The sequence below is a fragment of the Pseudoalteromonas sp. T1lg76 genome, assembly GCF_002964725.1.
Taxonomy (GTDB): domain Bacteria; phylum Pseudomonadota; class Gammaproteobacteria; order Enterobacterales; family Alteromonadaceae; genus Pseudoalteromonas.
On record NZ_PQCE01000030.1, the window covers coordinates 1 to 18,181 of the forward strand.

At 48.9% G+C, this 18,181-nt stretch carries 17 protein-coding genes and 1 tRNA gene; 7 read left to right on the forward strand and 11 right to left on the reverse strand.

The features are described 5' to 3' along the window. Window positions 1-239 precede the first annotated feature (239 nt). Together C2M35_RS11020 and nagP are read left to right on the forward strand one after the other, a co-directional pair. Window positions 240-2,879 (forward strand): family 20 glycosylhydrolase, encoded by a 2,640-nt coding sequence (locus tag C2M35_RS11020; RefSeq protein ID WP_199774418.1) that lies wholly within the window; start codon window positions 240-242, stop codon window positions 2,877-2,879. Window positions 2,880-3,039: 160 nt separating this feature from the next. Next, window positions 3,040-4,347 carry an N-acetylglucosamine MFS transporter NagP gene (gene nagP, locus C2M35_RS11025; RefSeq protein ID WP_105265337.1) on the forward strand — a complete coding sequence of 436 codons (1,308 nt, stop codon included), beginning with the start codon at window positions 3,040-3,042 and terminating at the stop codon, window positions 4,345-4,347. Window positions 4,348-4,411: 64 nt separating this feature from the next. On the opposite strand, the gene yjjG is transcribed toward nagP, so the two are convergent. From yjjG to C2M35_RS11040, 3 genes are all read right to left on the reverse strand, one after another. Beyond that, window positions 4,412-5,089, reverse strand: coding sequence for a pyrimidine 5'-nucleotidase (yjjG, locus tag C2M35_RS11030; protein ID WP_105265338.1), 678 nt, complete (start codon window positions 5,087-5,089; stop codon window positions 4,412-4,414). Window positions 5,090-5,092: 3 nt separating this feature from the next. Continuing rightward, window positions 5,093-5,647 (reverse strand): inosine/xanthosine triphosphatase, encoded by a 555-nt coding sequence (gene yjjX, locus C2M35_RS11035; protein ID WP_105199380.1) that lies wholly within the window; start codon window positions 5,645-5,647, stop codon window positions 5,093-5,095. 97 nt (window positions 5,648-5,744) lie between these two features. Continuing rightward, window positions 5,745-6,599, reverse strand: a complete 855-nt coding sequence (locus tag C2M35_RS11040) for an HDOD domain-containing protein (protein ID WP_105265339.1) — start codon at window positions 6,597-6,599, stop codon at window positions 5,745-5,747. 156 nt (window positions 6,600-6,755) lie between these two features. Between C2M35_RS11040 and C2M35_RS11045 the strand changes: the two genes are divergently transcribed. Beyond that, on the forward strand, window positions 6,756-7,220 hold the full coding sequence (locus tag C2M35_RS11045; protein WP_105265340.1) for a thioredoxin: 465 nt from the start codon (window positions 6,756-6,758) through the stop codon (window positions 7,218-7,220). 123 nt (window positions 7,221-7,343) lie between these two features. Here the strand turns inward: C2M35_RS11045 and C2M35_RS11050 are convergent. The 6 genes from C2M35_RS11050 to cutA all read right to left on the reverse strand — a co-directional run bounded on the left by C2M35_RS11050 (window position 7,344) and on the right by cutA (window position 12,496). Continuing rightward, window positions 7,344-7,420, reverse strand: a tRNA-Ile gene (locus C2M35_RS11050). A 386-nt stretch (window positions 7,421-7,806) separates the two neighbouring features. Then, the gene (gene accC / locus C2M35_RS11055; RefSeq protein WP_105199383.1) at window positions 7,807-9,147 is read right to left on the reverse strand and encodes an acetyl-CoA carboxylase biotin carboxylase subunit; all 1,341 of its coding nucleotides are present in this window, start codon (window positions 9,145-9,147) and stop codon (window positions 7,807-7,809) included. Window positions 9,148-9,174: 27 nt separating this feature from the next. Beyond that, window positions 9,175-9,630, reverse strand: a complete 456-nt coding sequence (gene accB, locus C2M35_RS11060; protein ID WP_105199384.1) for an acetyl-CoA carboxylase biotin carboxyl carrier protein — start codon at window positions 9,628-9,630, stop codon at window positions 9,175-9,177. Window positions 9,631-9,656: 26 nt separating this feature from the next. Beyond that, window positions 9,657-10,109: a type II 3-dehydroquinate dehydratase gene (gene aroQ / locus C2M35_RS11065; RefSeq protein WP_105199385.1), complete on the reverse strand. Its 453-nt coding sequence runs from the start codon at window positions 10,107-10,109 to the stop codon at window positions 9,657-9,659. Between the two features lie 237 nt (window positions 10,110-10,346). Then, on the reverse strand, window positions 10,347-12,164 hold the full coding sequence (locus tag C2M35_RS11070) for a protein-disulfide reductase DsbD (protein ID WP_105265369.1): 1,818 nt from the start codon (window positions 12,162-12,164) through the stop codon (window positions 10,347-10,349). 11 nt (window positions 12,165-12,175) lie between these two features. Then, the gene (gene cutA, locus C2M35_RS11075) at window positions 12,176-12,496 is read right to left on the reverse strand and encodes a divalent-cation tolerance protein CutA (protein ID WP_105199386.1); all 321 of its coding nucleotides are present in this window, start codon (window positions 12,494-12,496) and stop codon (window positions 12,176-12,178) included. Window positions 12,497-12,635: 139 nt separating this feature from the next. On the opposite strand from cutA, the gene C2M35_RS11080 reads away from it, so the two are divergent. The 4 genes from C2M35_RS11080 (at window position 12,636) to C2M35_RS11095 (ending at window position 16,486) form a co-directional block, all read left to right on the forward strand. Further along, window positions 12,636-13,130 (forward strand): FxsA family protein, encoded by a 495-nt coding sequence (locus C2M35_RS11080; RefSeq protein WP_105258053.1) that lies wholly within the window; start codon window positions 12,636-12,638, stop codon window positions 13,128-13,130. Window positions 13,131-13,240: 110 nt separating this feature from the next. After that, a complete protein-coding gene (locus C2M35_RS11085; RefSeq protein WP_105199388.1) occupies window positions 13,241-13,528 on the forward strand; it encodes a co-chaperone GroES in 288 nt (95 codons plus the stop codon). 59 nt (window positions 13,529-13,587) lie between these two features. Then, window positions 13,588-15,231, forward strand: coding sequence for a chaperonin GroEL (gene groL / locus C2M35_RS11090; RefSeq protein WP_105199389.1), 1,644 nt, complete (start codon window positions 13,588-13,590; stop codon window positions 15,229-15,231). Between the two features lie 742 nt (window positions 15,232-15,973). After that, window positions 15,974-16,486 carry a DUF3016 domain-containing protein gene (locus tag C2M35_RS11095; RefSeq protein WP_105199390.1) on the forward strand — a complete coding sequence of 171 codons (513 nt, stop codon included), beginning with the start codon at window positions 15,974-15,976 and terminating at the stop codon, window positions 16,484-16,486. 109 nt (window positions 16,487-16,595) lie between these two features. On the opposite strand, the gene C2M35_RS11100 is transcribed toward C2M35_RS11095, so the two are convergent. Then, entirely contained in the window at window positions 16,596-16,889 is a 294-nt protein-coding gene (locus C2M35_RS11100) for a prephenate dehydrogenase (RefSeq protein WP_105265341.1), read from the reverse strand. Window positions 16,890-17,148: 259 nt separating this feature from the next. Beyond that, window positions 17,149-18,165 carry an EF-P beta-lysylation protein EpmB gene (gene epmB, locus C2M35_RS11105; protein ID WP_105265342.1) on the reverse strand — a complete coding sequence of 339 codons (1,017 nt, stop codon included), beginning with the start codon at window positions 18,163-18,165 and terminating at the stop codon, window positions 17,149-17,151. Window positions 18,166-18,181 lie beyond the last annotated feature (16 nt).

Sequence of the window (18,181 nt, forward strand, 5' to 3'; positions counted from 1 at the left end):
CATAGAATGACTATGCAGCATAACGAGCGTCGTGATCAGAATGCGTTTAGATTGAACATAAAGTAAACCGCAAAGATAAACAGACCCTATGAATGAAGCCAGATTTCCAGGGCGGCTACGGCCGCCTTTTATACATAAATTGACGATTATTTAACATAAATGATAGCGCTGTCATTTTATATTTTATATGATGCTAACACGCAACAATCAGAATCTAAGGTCCAGGACCAGGAGTAAGCATGTTCAAAGCGAGCCTTATTGCGGCGTTAATGATGTCCTTGGCTGCACAGGCCCATGCCCAGGAAAAGCTAAGCCAGGAGCAAATAAACGCGTTTGCCACAAACACCGAGTTCATGTTTGCGGTAAACAGCAACTTCCATAATGAGGATAAGAGCTTTCTTGGCAGCATTAGGCTTACTAACCGCTCTGGAGTCAGCCTGCCTGCCGGCGAGCAGCCCTGGCATATTTACCTGCACAGTGTGCGCAAGATAAAAGAGGGAGTCAGTCAGGGCCTGCGTATTGAGCATGTGAATGGCGATTTGCATCGCCTGAGTCCGACGGCCAGCTTCAACGGCCTGGCGGCCGGTGAACAATTAGAAATTCCTTTTGAGGCGGCGGTCTGGGTAGTTGCCTACAGCGACTTTATGCCACGGGCCTTTATGGTGGGTCACAATACCGAGCCAGCCATTTTTGCCAATACCAACAGCGAAGACTTTGGCGATTTTGTTGCTCCTTTTACCCAGGAGCAGCAGCTGCGTCGCTATAATCAGCCTCAAGATCTCACCCCCTTAATGACCGCCGAGCTGCGCTATGAGCTTAATAGCAGCCCCTTGAGCGTGAAAGACGAGCAGGTGCAAACGCGCATAGTTCCTAAGCCCCAGGAGCTTGAGATTAATCGCGGCAAAACCACCCTTTCTGATGCCTGGCAAATTCGTTATGCTGGACAATTGCAGGCGGAAGTGGCCTTGTTTCAGAGCGATTTAGAGAAGAAGTATCAACTGGCCCTCGAGGCGCAGGCCGATCATATCGACGCGCCCAACAAGAAGGTGATCAGCATAGGTGTTGATAGCAAAATCGGTAACAAAGAAGGCTATCGCCTGGAGATAGACGGCGAGCATATTCGCATTATCGGAGCCGACAATGCCGGCGCCTTTTATGGCATGCAAAGCCTGTTGGCCTTATTGCCGGCCACCGGCAGTCCAACCCTGGCCAATGTGGAGATAAGCGATGCGCCACGCTATCCATGGCGGGGCATGCATTATGACAATGGTCGTAACTTCCATGGTAAAGAGGCCATGTTTAAGCTGGTCGAGCAAATGGCGCGATACAAGATGAATCGCTTGCACTGGCATTTCTCGGAAGATGAGGGCTGGCGTTTGCAGATCCCCGGATTGGAAGAGCTGACCGAGGTCGGCGCCTACCGCTGTTTTGATCTGGCTGAAAACCGCTGCTTGCTGACTCAGCTGGGTACCGGGCCCTTTAAATCAGGCTCGGGCAATGGCTATTTGAGCCGCGCCGACTTTATTGAATTACTGCGCTTTGCCAAGGCGCGCCATATCGATATCATTCCGGAAATTGAGGGCCCAGGTCATGCTCGTGCTTCCATTAAGGCCATGGAGGCGCGTTACCGTAAACTGAAAGCGCAAGCAGAAGCCGTGGCCAGCAACTCGCTGCTCACCCCAAAAAGCGGGGGCCAGGAGTTTTCAGGCGCGGATTTATCAAAGGCGACCCAATACCTGCTGACCGATCCCAAGGACAGCTCCAGCTATATTACGGTGCAGAATTACACGGATAACTCGATGAATGTGTGCATGGACTCCACCTATGCCTTTATCGACAAGGTCACCTATGAATTACAGCAGATGTACCGCGAGGCCGGCACCAAGCTGAACTATTTGCATATCGGTGGCGATGAGGTCGGCGCGGGCTCCTGGGTGGGCTCTCCCGCCTGCCAGGCGCTTTTTGCCGAGCCTAATAATGGCGTAGCCGGGGTTGCTGATTTAAAGCCGTATTTTACCAAGCGCGTGGCCGACTTATTGCATAAACGCGGTATTGCGCCGGGGATCTGGGAAGACGGCATTATGTACGACAAGGTAAACTCTTTTAATCGCGATGAATACGCGAACAAAACCTTCTTTACCAATGCCTGGGATAATATTTGGGAGTGGGGCGTGGCCGACAGGGCCTATCGCCTGGCCAATGACGGCTATCAGGTGGTGCTCTCTCATGGGACGCATTTGTATTTTGACCATCCCTATGAGCCGCACCCCGAGGAGCGCGGCTATTACTGGGCGACTCGCTATACCGATACCAAAAAGGTCTTTGCCTATATGCCGGATAACGTCTACGCCAATGCCGATTTTACTCGCACCGGCGCCGCCATAGACAACCTTGAAGCCCTGGTGGGAAGGCCCATGCCTGCTTTGCAAAAGCCGGAGAATATTCTCGGCATGCAGGGTCAGGTGTGGTCAGAAACCATACGCACCGAGGCGCAGCTGCTGGCCATGGTGTTCCCTCGTATGCTGGCCGTGGCCGAGCGCGCTTGGAGCAAGGCCCCTTGGGAAGGAGAACAAGTTAAAGTGGGCGCACGCGAGCAAGACTGGCAGGAGTTTGCTGCTACCTTGGCGCTCAAAGAGTTGGCCAAGCTGGACCGCGACGGCATAGCGCTGCATTTGCCTGTGCCCGGTGCTAAGTTTAGTGAGGGTCGCGTGGTGGCCAACAGTGCTTTTGCGGGCTTGGCGATTGAATACAGCCTGGATAAGGGCGTTAGCTGGCTGCTTTATCAGCAGCCGCTTACGCTGACTGAGGGTGGTGAGCTCTTGCTTCGTACTCGAGTACAAGATCAGGTGAGTCGCACCACGTCGGTGTTCGTGCAGTAAAGACAAGGGAGCATGTCAGCGCTGCCAAAAATATCAATTAATTGGTATTCTGAATTGCTCATTTTTACGACTAAAAAAATAATAAATAGCGCTTTTAATGGCCGTTTGCTCAAGCAGTGCAAGCGCCTTAAAGGTAAACAATTCGACAACGAGAAATGTTATGGAAGCAACAGTGTCTACAACCAAAAAACAAAGCAACTTTGTGCCTATGGCTATTGTTGCCACCCTGTTCTTTATCCTCGGGTTTGCGACCTGGCTCAATGGTTCATTGATGCCTTATCTAAAGCAAATCCTGGATTTAACGCCTTTGCAGGCCTCACTTATTTTATTCTCCTTCTATATCGCCGTGACCTTTACCGCGGTGCCTTCGGCGATCATCATCAAGAAGATTGGCTATAAGAATGGCATGGCATTGGGTATGGCGGTGATGATGCTGGCCGGTTTTTTATATGTGCCGGCGGCCAAAACCCAGGTGTTTGCGCTGTTTTTGTTTGCGCAACTGGTGATGGGTATAGGGCAAACCTTGTTGCAAACCGCGGTTAACCCTTATGTGGTGCGTATTGGCCCGGAAGAGTCGGCGGCCGCACGCGTCAGTGTTATGGGTATCTTAAATAAAAGTGCCGGTGTACTTGCCCCTATGGTCTTTACCGCGCTGATCCTAAGTAACTTTACCGGCTTAGTGGGCAAGGACTTAAGCCAGGAAGAAATTGACCAAATGGCCAACAGCCTGATCTTCCCTTACATCGGTATGGCCCTGTTTATCGGTGTGTTGGCGCTGGCCGTTAAATTCTCACCCCTGCCTGAGCTAATCGATGACGACACCCAAGCCCATGAAAAGGGCATGGTGAAAGCCGCCTTGGCTCGTCCTAATCTGGCCTTAGGTGTACTTGCTTTGCTCGTGTATGTGGCCGTTGAGGTCATTGCCGGCGATACCATAGGCACCTTTGCCCTGGCGTTGGGCGTTGAAAAATACAGTGTGATGACCTCCTATACCATGGTCTGTATGGTGTTGGGTTATGCTCTGGGTATCCTCTTGATCCCACGAGTGCTGTCACAACAAACGGCGCTGACTATCTCGGCGATCTTGGGCTGTGTGCTTACCTTGGCCATTGTCCTTGGCGATGCGCAATCGACTATGATTGCCAACGCTCTGTTGGTGCCTTTTGGCGGCGTGGCACTGCCTGATCCTCTATTGCTGATCGCCGTGCTTGGTTTTGCCAATGCCCTTGTCTGGCCAGCGGTGTGGCCATTGGCGCTCTCTGGATTGGGTAAGCTGACCAGTGTAGGTTCAGGGCTTTTAATTATGGGTATAGCCGGTGGTGCATTCGGCCCGTTATTCTGGGGCTTGGCAAGCGGTAGCGATGGCGGTGCTCAGGGACAGCAGAGCGCTTATTTAGTCATGTTACCTTGTTATCTGTTCATTCTTTTCTATGCTATCAAAGGCCATAAGATGACTTCCTGGAAGTGATCGGAATCTAGATTAGTGGCAACCATCCCGTGTTAATGCCAGCGTATGCTGGCATTTTTTATGGCTAAGAGTCTAATAGTAGGGTGCGCAGTTGGCACAAGGACTTAACCTCATAGGTCGGGGTTAAATGCGCGGGCGCTAATTTTTCCAAGCGATTGAGCCAACAGGTGTCGATACCGGCATTGATACCACCCTGAATATCCGACTCCAGGGTATCGCCGACCATAAGGATCTCGTTTTTCGGCGGATTACCCATCAACTCAAAGGCGTGCTCAAACACCGCCATATGCGGCTTGGCATAGCCCACCTGCTCGGAGATCACCAACCACTCAAAGGTGCCCTTTAAACCCGTTTGCTCCAGGCGGGCGCTTTGCAGCTCGGTAAAGCCATTGGTAATGATCCCCAGTCGAGCCTTGCCCTGCAGGGCGTTTAACAGCTCGATAGCGCCTGGCAGTGGCTGGCATATTTGCGCCATGGCCTCCATAAACCACAAGTTTAATTGCTGGGGCGAGATATCCAGGCGCTCGGCCCAGGACATAAAGCGTCTCTCCTGCAATTGTTTGGCACTGATCTCGTTATTCTGATACTGCACCCACAGCGGCTTATTGATCTGCTCAAAGGTGCGGTAGTCCGGCTCGCTAAAGGCAACATTGAGTTTGGCGAACATGGCCTGCAAGCCGGCAAAGGCATCGAAATGAAACAGGGTTTCATCGGCATCAAATAATATCCAGGGATAACGCATGACTTAACTCGAAAATAGTTCGGGGTGATTAAAGGGCGCCATGGCCAGGGTAAGCGCCTGTTGATAGGTGCTTTGGCGGGTGGCATGGCCGCGGGTAAGCAAGCCAATGGCACCGCCCTGCTGCTTGATATTGGTGGTATTAAAGGCTGCATCCATCACATCGCCAAGTTCCTGGCCCTGTTGTAACTTTTCGAACAGCGATTCAGGTAAAGGGAGGTTGCAGCTACGGCCAACGCTCAATTGATGATTATCGGCGATCACCACATAGGCGAAGGTGGCGGCACCATAGTCGAAGCGGGCCGCGCCTCCTTCCATGGCCATATAGAAATCCCCCTGATAATGCTCCTGGCAATAACGCACGCGGTTTTCGGCACCTTGTAGGGTATCTGGTTCACCAAGGGGCTGATCGGCCACCCCGGAAGGGGCGTCGACACCTAGGCAGTCGATATGGTAATCGGGAAAGTAGGTGGCAAGCGTGGCTTTTGCGGCATTTACTTTAACCGGGTTTTTGGAGCCGACGATCAACTTAAGTTGTTTTGCTGCGGAACTTATGGCCATTTCCTTGTCCTTTTAGGTGCTTTTGGCCATTGTATCATGGCCGCAGGGACGGGCACACAGGCCCAAGGGAAGTCTGAGGTTAAGGTCGAAGGACTCTTTAATGGGCACCAAGGAGCAGCAGGTTCTGGCCATTCTCCAGGCAATGTTTGTAGTCGCTTTGCTGCCAGTCTAAGGTTGAAAATACTTTTGCCTCAAGCTGGCGCCAATGATTGATATCACGATGCCGTTTATGCACATGAGCGATATTCTCGGCGACCTTCAAAATAGCGTAGTACAGCTTTTCTTCTTCGCTATGCGGCTCATCCAGAAAGTGTAGATCATGATGGTGCAACACTATGCTGCACAGGGAGCTGGGCAAATGCCAGGAATTCGCCATATAAAATCCGAGCATGGCGTGGTTACAGGGATAACGTTGGTCTTCCAGTGCGGTAAGCGAGGCATGACAGTTATCATCGGCGGCGCTAAGAACCTGCACATAGTCAGGAAAATTCATGGCCATAACCGGAATGCCGATATCATGAAACAGGCCCAGGGTTTGTATATTGTCGAGAGCGATACCGTGCTTTTGTCCTTGAGCCAGATACAAGCACAGCCGCGATATCTCGGTGGCACTATCCCAAAACCTGTCTAAGGAGATACAGCAACTAGGCTGAGGAAAAACCTGCTTAACCAAATAGCCGGAGGTGAGCTGACTAATGGTATTGAGTCCCAGTAATTTAACCGCCTGTTTTACATCCGTGATTTCCAGCTCGGACATGAGTTCGGGCAAGTTTATAAGGCGTAACACCAAGGCTGCCAGGGCGACATCGGCGGTGATCAATTCACTGACCTTATTCAGGCTGGGATCGCTCCGGTTTAGCTCTGCCTGCAATTCATTCAGCGCCGCAGGCCTAACGGGTAGCTTATAGCCCGTCTCTAATTGTGAAAAAACATCGTCATTTATGCCCAGCATAGAACCCCCGCACCACCATGTTAAGTTTAGTCGATTTCCCCTTTGTCGCTAGCTGAACTGGCGCCAGCGCTTCGTGAGTCAGCTTTCGATAAGGCAAGACAAGGCTTGGTAACAAGGTCAAAATGGCGTAGGTATTTACTCTAAGAATTAATAACTATGCGAACTTTTTTAAAACTTTGTTTCTTAATTATGGCCTTGTCGACGACAGCGGCCTGCGCCGACGATAAGCCCTATATCGGCGTGATTGATAGCGCCAGCTTATTGAGTGAATATAAAACCTTTGCCACCGCCTACGATGATTTTGCTCCAAGCGATGACGAGCTGGCGCAGATGCACAAGCTAACGGGTAAGTCCTTATTGGTGCTATTCGGCACCTGGTGTCACGACAGCGAGCGTGAAGTGCCGCGCTTATTAAAGCTACTGGCACTGAGCAAGGTTGAACTCGCCCAGCTTGAGCTGGTGGCCGTGGATTACAGTAAAAAAGATGACAGGGGCTTGGCCGAGCAATTTGCGCTTAAATACACCCCCACCTTTATCGTCCTAGATGGCGACACAGAACTAGTGCGAGTGGTTGAAAAACCTGAGGGCTCACTGGCCGAAGCGCTCACTGATTTTAATTAGTTTATCGAAGTGGTTTTAAGCTATAAGGCTTAGTTGGAACAAAAGCTGACTAAGCTTTTTGTATGCCAAAGACACAAAAGTTCGGTTATTTCAGGGAATGATTTACAAGGGAAGTAGGAAAAATGGTGGCCCCACCTGGACTCGAACCAGGGACCTAACGATTATGAGTCGTGCGCTCTAACCAACTGAGCTATAGGGCCATTTTATGTTGTTGGTGCAGTCGGAGTATACACGTCCATGATGATCTGCACTCAGCTCGGTCATCCACGACCTCGCGTTCTTCTCTTTCGAAGTGATGTTAAATCACTTCTCAAAGCCTTTGGCTTACGTTTATCACCTAAGCTATAGGGCCATTTTGTATTCTTGATGCTTACCTTGTTTTTACAGGATAGGAGATATCCTCAAGTAAGCGCCGAGCAGTATAAAAACTTTTCCAGGCCTTGTCACTAGCTGGAAGGGGATTATTTAAGTTTGTATAAATCAACTGCTTACTTATTGTCCTATCAGCCACTTACCATTGTTTTCAAAGGCTCAATACAAAAAAAGCCGACATCATGTCGGCTTTGGCTTTGCTTAACAATTTAATTTACAGACCTAGTTTCTTCTCTAGATAGTGGATGTTGGTGCCACCATTTTGGAAGTTCTCGTCCGCTAAAATAATCTTGTGCAGTTCGGTGTTGGTCTTGATGCCGTCGATCACCAGCTCATTGAGCGCGTTGCGCGCACGAGCAATGGCTATATCACGGTTTTCACCGTAACAGATCAGCTTACCAATCATCGAATCGTAATGCGGCGGTACAGTATAATCCGCATAAATGTGGCTGTCCCAACGAATTCCTAGACCACCGGCAGGGTGGAAGCGGGTGATTTTACCCGGTGAAGGAATAAAGGTTTTCGGGTCTTCCGCATTGATACGGCACTCGATGGCGTGACCACGGATCACAACATCGTCCTGAGTGATAGACAGTGGCTGACCGGCAGCAATTTTTAGCTGCTCTTTGATCAAGTCAATACCGGTTACCATCTCAGTTACAGGGTGCTCTACCTGAATACGGGTGTTCATTTCGATGAAATAGAACTCGCCGTTTTCATATAGGAATTCGAATGTACCGGCACCACGGTAGCCGATTTCGATACAGGCACGGGTACAGCGGTCACCGATGTACTTACGCATTTCCGCGGTAATACCCGGTGCTGGCGCTTCTTCCACAACCTTTTGGTGACGACGCTGCATTGAACAGTCACGCTCACCCAGGTGGATTGCATTGCCTTGACCATCGGCCAGTACCTGAACTTCGATATGACGTGGGTTTTCAAGGAATTTTTCCATGTAAACCATGCCATTACCAAAGAACTGCTTGGCTTCTTGCTGAGTCAGGGCGATCGAGTTTACAAGCTCTTTCTCGCTGCGAACCACACGCATACCACGACCACCACCGCCACCTGCGGCCTTGATGATCACCGGATAACCGATGCGCTTAGCAATTTGCATATTGCGTTCGTTATCTTCCGTTAGCGGGCCGTCTGAACCCGGTACGCAAGGTACGCCGGCTTTACGCATGGCTTCGATAGCCGATACCTTATCACCCATAAGGCGAATGGTGTCGCCCTTTGGACCGATAAAGATAAAGCCACTTTGCTCGACTTGGTCGGCAAAATCCGCGTTTTCAGAAAGGAAACCGTAGCCAGGGTGAATGGCTACCGCGTCGGTTACTTCGGCGGCGGCGATAATACGAGGAATGTCCAGGTAGCTTTCGCTGGCGGCCGGCTTACCGATACAAATAGTCTCATCTGCAAGGAGCACGTGTTTTAAGTCGCGGTCCGCGGTTGAGTGAACCGCTACCGTTTTAATACCTAGCTCTTTACAGGCGCGCAATACGCGAAGTGCAATTTCACCTCGGTTTGCGATAACAACTTTATCTAACATAGTTGATGCCTTGTTTGGGGGACGCGATTATTCGATGATGAAAAGTGGTTGATCGAACTCAACTGGCTCGCCATTTTCAACCAGGATAGCTTTAACCGTACCGGCTTTGTCCGCTTCGATCTGGTTCATCATCTTCATCGCTTCAACGATACACAGGGTGTCGCCTACGCTTACTTTTGTGCCTACTTCTACGTATGCAGCCGCTTCAGGTGAAGAAGCAGAGTAGAAAGTACCTACCATAGGTGATTTAACCTGATGGCCAGCAGGTTGTGCTGGTGCTGCGGCTGGTGCTTCAGCGGCAGGAGCTGCTGCTGGAGCAGGAGCGGCCATAGGGGCTGCAGCTGTGTAATGTTGTGGCATAGCTACTGGAGCTGGGCTGTGACGGTTAATACGTACCGACTCTTCACCTTCGGTGATTTCTAGCTCAGCAATACCTGTTTCTTCAACAAGCTCGATTAATTTTTTAATTTTGCGAATGTCCATGAAAAACCCGCCTATTAGTTAGTTTTTTAATTCGAATCTTGCAACCGGCTAACCGCTGCTTGCAGCGCGAAGTGATAGCCCATTGCACCAAAACCACAGATAACACCTTGCGCCACATCGGAAAAATAAGAGTGGTGGCGAAAGGCTTCCCGTTGATGAATGTTGCTCAGGTGTACCTCAAAGAAAGGAATGGCAACGCTTAGTAAGGCGTCACGCAGGGCGACACTGGTGTGCGAAAATGCGGCAGGGTTAATAATAATGCTATCAACTTGCTGCCAGGCATCATGTATACGCTCAATCAGGGCCGCTTCGCTATTACTTTGAAAGTGCTCTAGTTCAACATTGAGTGCCGCGGCTGCATCATTTAGTTCATCGGTAATTTGTACCAATGTCTTGGAACCGTACTTATCCGGCTCACGACGACCCAGCATATTTAAATTTGGGCCGTTGATAACTAAAATCTTAAACTTTGCAGTCATAATGCGACTAAAATCCTTTAACTTGTGAGTTATAAGCGTTTATACAAATATCAGTAGTAAACTTAAGGGTAAAAGTTGCAAATAGCAAATTTTTCTCACTTTAGCGAACTATTATAGTGAGTTCGAGGAAAATAGCAGCAAAATACTGGTCTAATCACCTTGGAGGTTAAATTTGCAGAGCTGGCAAAAGAAAGGAGCAAAGTGCCCTAAATGACACTTTGCTTTATTTAGGCTTGGTTAGCTTCCTGCCTGATCGCGTACTTTTTGTAGATGCGCGGCAAAGTCGTCGGCACCCATAAAGCCGGTGACCCGTAATTCCGGAAGTTCTTTACCATCTTGGTTAAAGAACAAGATGCTGGGTAAGCCGAACACGGTAAATGCTTCCATCAGCTCAATGGAGCTGTCATTGGTGTCGGTTAAATCGATTTGCACTAGGGTAAAGTGCTTAAACTGCTGTTGCACCTGCTCCTTGGGGAAAGTGTAGTGCTCAAACTCCTTACAGGCCACACACCAATCGGCATAAAGGTCGACCATAACCAGGCCTTCTGTATTGGCCAGCAGCTCATTGAGCTCAGTTAGGTCGGCAACATGAACGAACTCGCCACTGGCGGCTTGTTGCTGTACTTGAACCTGCTTAACCACAGTCGGTGGCCACACATAGTTTTTAACCAGCATTAAACCGCTAATAAACAAGGTCATGGCCATGGCCCAAAGAATGGTTTTGCCTCGGCCCTGAGTTTGGCCGCTTTGCCAGTAATGCAGATATATAGCGGTGGCTATGCTTAGCACCCCGGCCATTAGTAAAATCACCTCGAATGGCAAAATACGCTCAAGCAGAATCAAGGGCACGAATAACATCAAGAAGCCGAACAGGGTTTTTACTTGCTCCATCCAGCCACCGGCTTTAGGCAGAAGTTTGCCTCCCGAGGTACCAAGTAATAGCAGAGGCAGACCCATGCCCAGGCTGAGGGCATACAGGGTGATGGCGCCAATCATATAGTCGCCGCTTTGCGCCACATAAAGTAAGGCCGCGGAAAGCGGTGCGGTAGTACAAGGCGAGGCGATAAGACCCGACAGCACGCCCATCAGGAAAACCCCGGCATAATTACCGCCCTGTTGCTTGTTGCTGACCTTGGTTAAACGCTCCATCATGCCCTGTGGCAGGCGAATTTCGTAAAAACCGAACATAGACAGTGCCAGCAATACAAACAGCAGGCTAAAGCTGATCAGTACATAAGGGTGTTGCAGATAACCCTGAATATGGCCGCCAAAGTAGGCAACCACTAACCCCAGCAGCGCATAAGTAATGGCCATACCCTGTACATAGACGAAGGACAGGCTAAAGGCCTTGCGGGTCGAGAGGTGCTTTTGTCCGGCGATAAGACTGGACAGAATAGGGAACATGGGGAAGACGCAGGGGGTAAAGGCCAGGCCAATACCGACCACAAAAAAGAACACCAAGTTGGTGAACAGGCTTTGACTGGCCAAACGCTCGGTTAGTGATTGCTCACCTTTGTTGTTGCTTTTGCTGCCGTTATCTTTTGCTTTAGTCTCGGGGGTGCCTTGCGCCATAAGGGCATCGGTTACAGCCTCGGTCGTTGCTGGAGCTGCACCACCGACCAGGGAAAGGGGAATTTCTATAACCTCGGGCGGGTAGCAAAGCCCGGCTTCCGCACAGCCTTGATAGCGCATTTTTACCAAGGCACCGTCGGAAATATTGCTGACCTTTAAGCTAAAGCTTACGGCATTAAAATAGACTTCGGTACGACCGAAAAACTCGTCTTCAATCATTTCACCGCCGGGCAACTGGGCGGGGGGCGTCACGGTCGCGCCTTTGCCGACAAACTCTAACTTATGCTTGTAGAGGTAGTAGCCGGGCTCTATATCCCAATTGATAAGCAGGGTTTCACCTTGTTGATCAAAGTCCAGCTTAAAGGCCTGGTCAACGGGTAAAAAGGTGGTTGCTTGGGTCTTGAGTAAACTATCAAGCACCGAGTTATTGGCCCAGGAGCCAGCACTAAAGGCAAGGGTAAATATGATCAGCCAGATACGCATGAGCAATTGCATTAATTAAGTACCTCGTCCATCCAATTGAAGTAGGCCAAATTTCCCGTTGTTACATCGATTACCTGAATCTCAGGTACCTCGTAGCTGTGTAATTTTTTAATGGTTTGAATCACTTGGTTCATCTTCTCGGATTTTGTTTTGATCAGCAGTTTGGTTTCGGTAGCGCTGGTCACCTCATCTTGCCACATGTAGATAGACTCTACTTCAGGAAGGATGTTCACACACGCCGCCAACTTTAACTGCACCAGTTGTTCTGCCATGGCCCGCGCCTCTTGTTTGTTAGCGCAGGTAGTAAATATCAGCCGATAATGGGTAGTCATAATGAACCTTTTTATACGTTCTTTTTCTAACCCCATACTAGCCGATAGCAAGGTTAAAACCTATAGAAGCTCGGCAGAAGACTTGAAAAGTGACCTTGTCAGCCGCACATTTATTTCATTGAATTAAACGAGACTCAGTATGTTTAGAGCATTATTCCTACTTTTTATCATTATCCCCATCATAGAAATTGCCCTGCTAATCCAGGTAAGTGACGTTATTGGTGGCTTTGCGACCATAGCCCTGATAGTGGTGACCGCCATCCTAGGTGCAAAATTAGTGAAGCAACAAGGCATGGGTGCTATGCGTGATGCTCAGCTGCAAATGGCACAGGGACAAATGCCGGCAGAGCAAATGTTTACCGGTATCTGCGTGATTATCGCCGGAGTTTTATTATTAACACCGGGTATTGTGACCGATGTGTTCGGTTTTCTATTGTTAACTCCGGCGGTGCGTAAACGCATGTCGGCTGCCTTTGCCTCACAAGCGCAGGTGCATATGACTCAAGGTGGTGGCTTCAGCGCACATTATCATAGTTCGCGTACAAGCCATCACAGCTCAGAGCAGCATTCAGTGCACTCAGAGCGCGGCCAATCAAACACCACAATTGAAGGTGAATTTGAACGTAAAGAGTAAAATTTTTAACTTTTACTCTTGGGTTTTAATTTGCTCACCCCCATAAAAGTACACAATCAAATTTTAAGATTTTCTGTAGTTGTTCAGAAACTGTTAGGAGAACTAAACAAATGAACATTCGTCCTTTACATGATCGCGTGATCGTTAAGCGTCTAGAAGAAGAAACCAAGTCTGCTGGCGGCATCGTGCTTACCGGTTCTGCCGCAGAGAAATCTTCACGTGGTGAAGTAATTGCAGTGGGCAATGGCCGTGTATTGGATAACGGCGAAGTACGCGCGTTAGAAGTAAAAGCGGGTGACACAGTGCTATTCGGCTCTTATGTTGAAAAAACAGAGAAGATCGAAGGCCAGGAATACCTGATCATGCGTGAAGACAACATTCTCGGTATCGTAGGCTAAATTAGCCTCCCTAGTGTTGTATTAATACCCGGATTAAACAGAATTTAGAGGAAAGAATAATGGCAGCAAAAGAAGTTCGTTTTGCAAATGACGCTCGCGCAAAAATGCTTAAGGGCGTAAACGTATTAGCAGATGCGGTAAAAGTTACTTTAGGTCCTAAAGGCCGTAACGTTGTTTTAGACAAGTCATTCGGCGCACCAGTTATCACTAAAGATGGTGTATCGGTAGCAAAAGAAATCGAATTAGAAGACAAGTTCGAGAACATGGGCGCACAAATGGTCAAAGAAGTTGCTTCTAAAGCCAATGACGCCGCCGGTGACGGTACCACTACTGCAACCGTTCTTGCGCAAGCCATCGTCAACGAAGGCCTTAAAGCCGTTGCTGCGGGCATGAACCCAATGGATCTTAAGCGCGGTATCGATAAAGCGGTAATCGCAGCCGTTGAAGAACTTAAAGCTCTTTCAGTACCTTGTGCAGACACCAAAGCAATCGCTCAGGTAGGTACTATTTCAGCAAACTCTGATTCAGAAATCGGTGACATCATTGCTGAAGCAATGGAAAAAGTAGGCCGCGAATCGGGCGTTATCACTGTTGAAGAAGGCCAGTCACTACAAAACGAATTAGACGTTGTAGAAGGCATGCAGTTCGACCGTGGTTACCTGTCTCCTTACTTCATCAACAACCCAGAGAAAGGCCAGGTTGAGCTAGATAACCCGCATATTCTTCTTGTTGATAAGAAAATCTCTAACATCCGTGAACTACTTCCAACTCTTGAAGCCGTTGCTAAGACTAGCAAGCCTCTTCTTATCGTTGCCGAAGACCTTGAAGGTGAAGCACTGGCAACACTAGTAGTGAACAACATGCGTGGCATCGTTAAAGTTGCTGCGGTTAAAGCCCCTGGTTTCGGCGACCGTCGTAAAGCCATGCTGCAAGACATCGCTATCCTGACTAACGGTACTGTGATTTCTGAAGAAATTGGTCTTGAGCTTGAAAAAGCGACCCTGGAAGATCTAGGTACTGCTAAGCGCGTTGTGATCACTAAAGACGACACAACCATCATAGATGGTGCTGGCGAGCAAGTTGCTATCGACGGCCGCGTAGGTCAGATCAAGGCGCAAATCGAAGAAGCAACGTCAGACTACGACAAAGAGAAGCTACAAGAGCGTATGGCTAAACTAGCCGGCGGTGTTGCAGTAATCAAGGTTGGCGCAGCAACTGAAGTTGAAATGAAAGAGAAGAAAGACCGCGTTGAAGATGCACTGCATGCAACTCGCGCCGCGGTTGAAGAAGGTGTAGTACCGGGTGGTGGTGTTGCGCTAGTACGTGTTGCTTCAAAGATTGCTTCACTGACAGCGGACAACGATGACCAGAACCACGGTATCAATGTTGCACTTCGTGCCATGGAAGCACCACTTCGTCAAATCGTTTCTAACGCTGGTGACGAAGCGTCAGTAGTTGTTAACGCAGTTAAAGCAGGCGACGGTAACTATGGTTACAACGCTGCAAACGGCGAATACAACGACATGATCGAAATGGGTATCCTAGATCCAACTAAGGTAACGCGCTCTGCACTACAGTTCGCCGCGTCAGTTGCTGGTCTAATGATCACCACAGAAGCCATGGTTGCTGAAATTCCTAAAGATGAAGCTGCTCCAGATATGGGCGGCATGGGCGGAATGGGTGGCATGGGCGGCATGATGTAATCATCCCCCAGAACATCCAGTTTCATAAAAACCCAGCTTCGGCTGGGTTTTTTCATTTTTAGCCCCTCAACCACTTACATCAATAAGAGGTTGTTATCCATTTAGGTTTGCCTATTAACTGCTGGCCTTAGTCGGTATTTGCAGTGTTTCAGACGTCATATCCCCCCTTCATCACACCCGAAAAGAGAAAATTGAAGAGCAATTAGCAAACGTGGACGTTTGCGAAGCTATGTCCGGGACAGGGAAGTGCCGTACATAGTGGTTGCGTACATTTCAATTTTCACTTTCAGGAAAGAGTGTGATGTCGGGGCGACGTTTTCTTGGTTCGTTCTTTTTCGTCGCTCAAAAAGAATGAACGAGGGGCTCATGGATGAGACCAGATAACAGCCTGGGAAGGCGTAACCCTATGGGCTATGCTGACAATGCCCCCTTCCTCAGAAGGTAGATCTTTACTATTAGGGTAAATACAGGGTACAAACCATAATGGATGATTACGTTTGGTAACGAACTTGTTGATTGATTTGTGATCTAAATCCATGTGAACGGGTCTATATTAAATACCAATTCACTTAAATAGCTAATCATTCTAGCGGGCTAAATATCGTGCTAACTGCGTTGAAATTTTTCTATGTAGAATAACTACATAAGAAAAATTCCGCCTTGTTATCACATCATTTATCCAGCGCTATATCTGATCACATACTTAACAGAATTGGTATAGCAGACTTAAACGGAGAGCATTATGAAAGTACGTACAGTATTAGTGGCCTTAATGGCCATGGCTGCATCGGCGGTGACCTATGCCGGTGAGGCCAAAATTAAGTGGCAGGATTTAAATGACTACGCGGATGCCCGTCCCGGCAACGATGTGAAAAAGCCTTTTCACGAGCGCTTGATGAAAAATTTTGACAAGCACTTTAATTTTGAGGCGCAAAACTTACCCGAGGGTAGCGTGTTTAATGTCGAAATAACGGATTTGGATTTGGCTGGTGAAGTGCGCCACGGCATGAACGAGTTTCGGGTGATGAAGCCTATTTATTTTCCGCGCATAGAATTTAGCTACCAACTGCTTGATAAAGACGGCAAGGTTTTAAGTAGCGGCGATGTAGACATTAAAGATATGGCCTATATGGATCATATACGCTCGATACGTGGCGATGACGAGTTTTACTATGATTTCCGCCTGCTCAGCTCCTGGTTTACGGATACCCTGTACCCTGAGCTAGGCATAGAGCCGAAAAAGGTTTATCGCTAGTTAGGTTGTAGGCCGGGGTTCACCCCGACAAAAGGCACACTACGCTTACCTTGTCGGCAATAGGCTCCTGCATGCTCTACTACCGCCATCCCTGGCGGCAAAGGCCGAACTATTTAAAGGTCGATAGCAGAGCAAGCAGGTTTTGCAGCTTAAGCACGGCTGTTTTCAACAGGGCTTCGTCCAGCTCTTGTGCCTCGCTTAGCGCTTCAATATCGGCAGCTACATCAAGAACATACGGCTTGAACCGTTTGGCGGCGAAGGAGAAGCCCGCGTCTTCATTAAACAAAGCTTGGAATTTACCATGGCCGTCTTTTTGCAATTGATCTAACTTTTGATCCGCGTCGAGCGCCTGTCGGTAGGCGAGTTTAAGGTTTTCGTTGAGCTTTTCAATAATCGAGTTCATATTCCGGATCTGTTTCTCTTTGCGGTTTACTTTACGTTTAATTTAAACGCATTAGCTAAAGAGCTAACACATTTGGCTGATATGGTACGTGGATTCGGTTAAAAAGTCAGGTAAGGGCTATGAATATATCGGCGAGCGCATTTCCTGCTATGGCCTTTGCACCATTGCTTGAAATGTCGGCGCATAGCACCGACCTACACCCCGACAAAAATGCGCATAACTCTCCCTTTGTCGGCGCGAAGCACCGACCTACAATAGCTTAGGGCTCTAGATGAAGATCTATCGGTGTCTTGCTGTGCTCGCCACCTATTTCTCTTACCAGCTTGGGTACTAAAAAGCCGGGTAGGGCGCTGAGCATTTGCGCCATCAGCGCCTTAGCTTCGGCATCGCTAACTTCAAAATGGGCGGCGCCTTGCACCTTGTCGAGCTGATGCAGGTAATAAGGAAGAATACCGGCCTCGAATAAACGTTCGCTGAGCGTAACCTGCGCAGCGATATTGTCATTCACTTCTTTTAGCAGCACAGCCTGATTTAACTGGGTCACGCCAGCGGCTTTAAGCTGAGTACAGGCCTTAGCAAAATGCTCGTCTATTTCATTGCCGTGATTAATATGGTGCACAAAGACTACCTGCAAGCGGGTGTTGGCGAATATCTCGCACAGCGCTTCGGTGATGCGGGCGGGAATGGTCACCGGCAAACGGGAGTGTATGCGCAGGCGCCTAATATTGGGCAAGGCCTCTAATTGCGCGACAAACCAGGCGATATGCTCGTCCTTGGCCATTAATGGGTCGCCGCCGCTTAGGATAACTTCATTCACTTCATCATGGGCGGCGATATACGCCAGCTTTTCCTCTAAAGCGGAGCGATTAAGCTGATTATCTGCGTAGGGAAAATGGCGACGAAAACAATAGCGGCAATTAATGGCGCAGGCAGATTTAAATACCAAGAGTACCCGGGAGCGATATTTATGCAGTAAACCGGGTTGTGTATTGTCCTGCTCTTCAAGCGGATCTGTGCTGTAGCCGGGGGCCTGTTGAAACTCTTGTCGGCGCGGTAAAACCTGTAATAACAAGGGGTCACGGGGATCGCCCTTTTGCATTTTGGCTATAAAGGGGCGTGGCACGCGCAGGTTAAACAGGCTTCTCGCCTCGTTGTCGGGAAGAAAGTCGGCTTCGGGTAATTCGAGTAATGAGAGCAGCTCTTCTGGACGAGTAACCACCTCGGCCAATTCTTTTTGCCAGTTTTTATGCAAATTTACTTCGATTCTTTGTATCATTGACAGGTTAATTACT

Coding starts and splice junctions, on each gene's coding strand:
- C2M35_RS11020 (WP_199774418.1), top strand. CDS start 240: ATGTTCAAAGCGAGCCTTATTGCGGCGTTAATGATGTCCTTGGCTGCA.
- nagP (WP_105265337.1), top strand. CDS start 3,040: ATGGAAGCAACAGTGTCTACAACCAAAAAACAAAGCAACTTTGTGCCT.
- yjjG (WP_105265338.1), bottom strand. CDS start 5,089: ATGCGTTATCCCTGGATATTATTTGATGCCGATGAAACCCTGTTTCAT.
- yjjX (WP_105199380.1), bottom strand. CDS start 5,647: ATGGCCATAAGTTCCGCAGCAAAACAACTTAAGTTGATCGTCGGCTCC.
- C2M35_RS11040 (WP_105265339.1), bottom strand. CDS start 6,599: ATGCTGGGCATAAATGACGATGTTTTTTCACAATTAGAGACGGGCTAT.
- C2M35_RS11045 (WP_105265340.1), top strand. CDS start 6,756: ATGCGAACTTTTTTAAAACTTTGTTTCTTAATTATGGCCTTGTCGACG.
- accC (WP_105199383.1), bottom strand. CDS start 9,147: ATGTTAGATAAAGTTGTTATCGCAAACCGAGGTGAAATTGCACTTCGC.
- accB (WP_105199384.1), bottom strand. CDS start 9,630: ATGGACATTCGCAAAATTAAAAAATTAATCGAGCTTGTTGAAGAAACA.
- aroQ (WP_105199385.1), bottom strand. CDS start 10,109: ATGACTGCAAAGTTTAAGATTTTAGTTATCAACGGCCCAAATTTAAAT.
- C2M35_RS11070 (WP_105265369.1), bottom strand. CDS start 12,164: ATGCGTATCTGGCTGATCATATTTACCCTTGCCTTTAGTGCTGGCTCC.
- cutA (WP_105199386.1), bottom strand. CDS start 12,496: ATGACTACCCATTATCGGCTGATATTTACTACCTGCGCTAACAAACAA.
- C2M35_RS11080 (WP_105258053.1), top strand. CDS start 12,636: ATGTTTAGAGCATTATTCCTACTTTTTATCATTATCCCCATCATAGAA.
- C2M35_RS11085 (WP_105199388.1), top strand. CDS start 13,241: ATGAACATTCGTCCTTTACATGATCGCGTGATCGTTAAGCGTCTAGAA.
- groL (WP_105199389.1), top strand. CDS start 13,588: ATGGCAGCAAAAGAAGTTCGTTTTGCAAATGACGCTCGCGCAAAAATG.
- C2M35_RS11095 (WP_105199390.1), top strand. CDS start 15,974: ATGAAAGTACGTACAGTATTAGTGGCCTTAATGGCCATGGCTGCATCG.
- C2M35_RS11100 (WP_105265341.1), bottom strand. CDS start 16,889: ATGAACTCGATTATTGAAAAGCTCAACGAAAACCTTAAACTCGCCTAC.
- epmB (WP_105265342.1), bottom strand. CDS start 18,165: ATGATACAAAGAATCGAAGTAAATTTGCATAAAAACTGGCAAAAAGAA.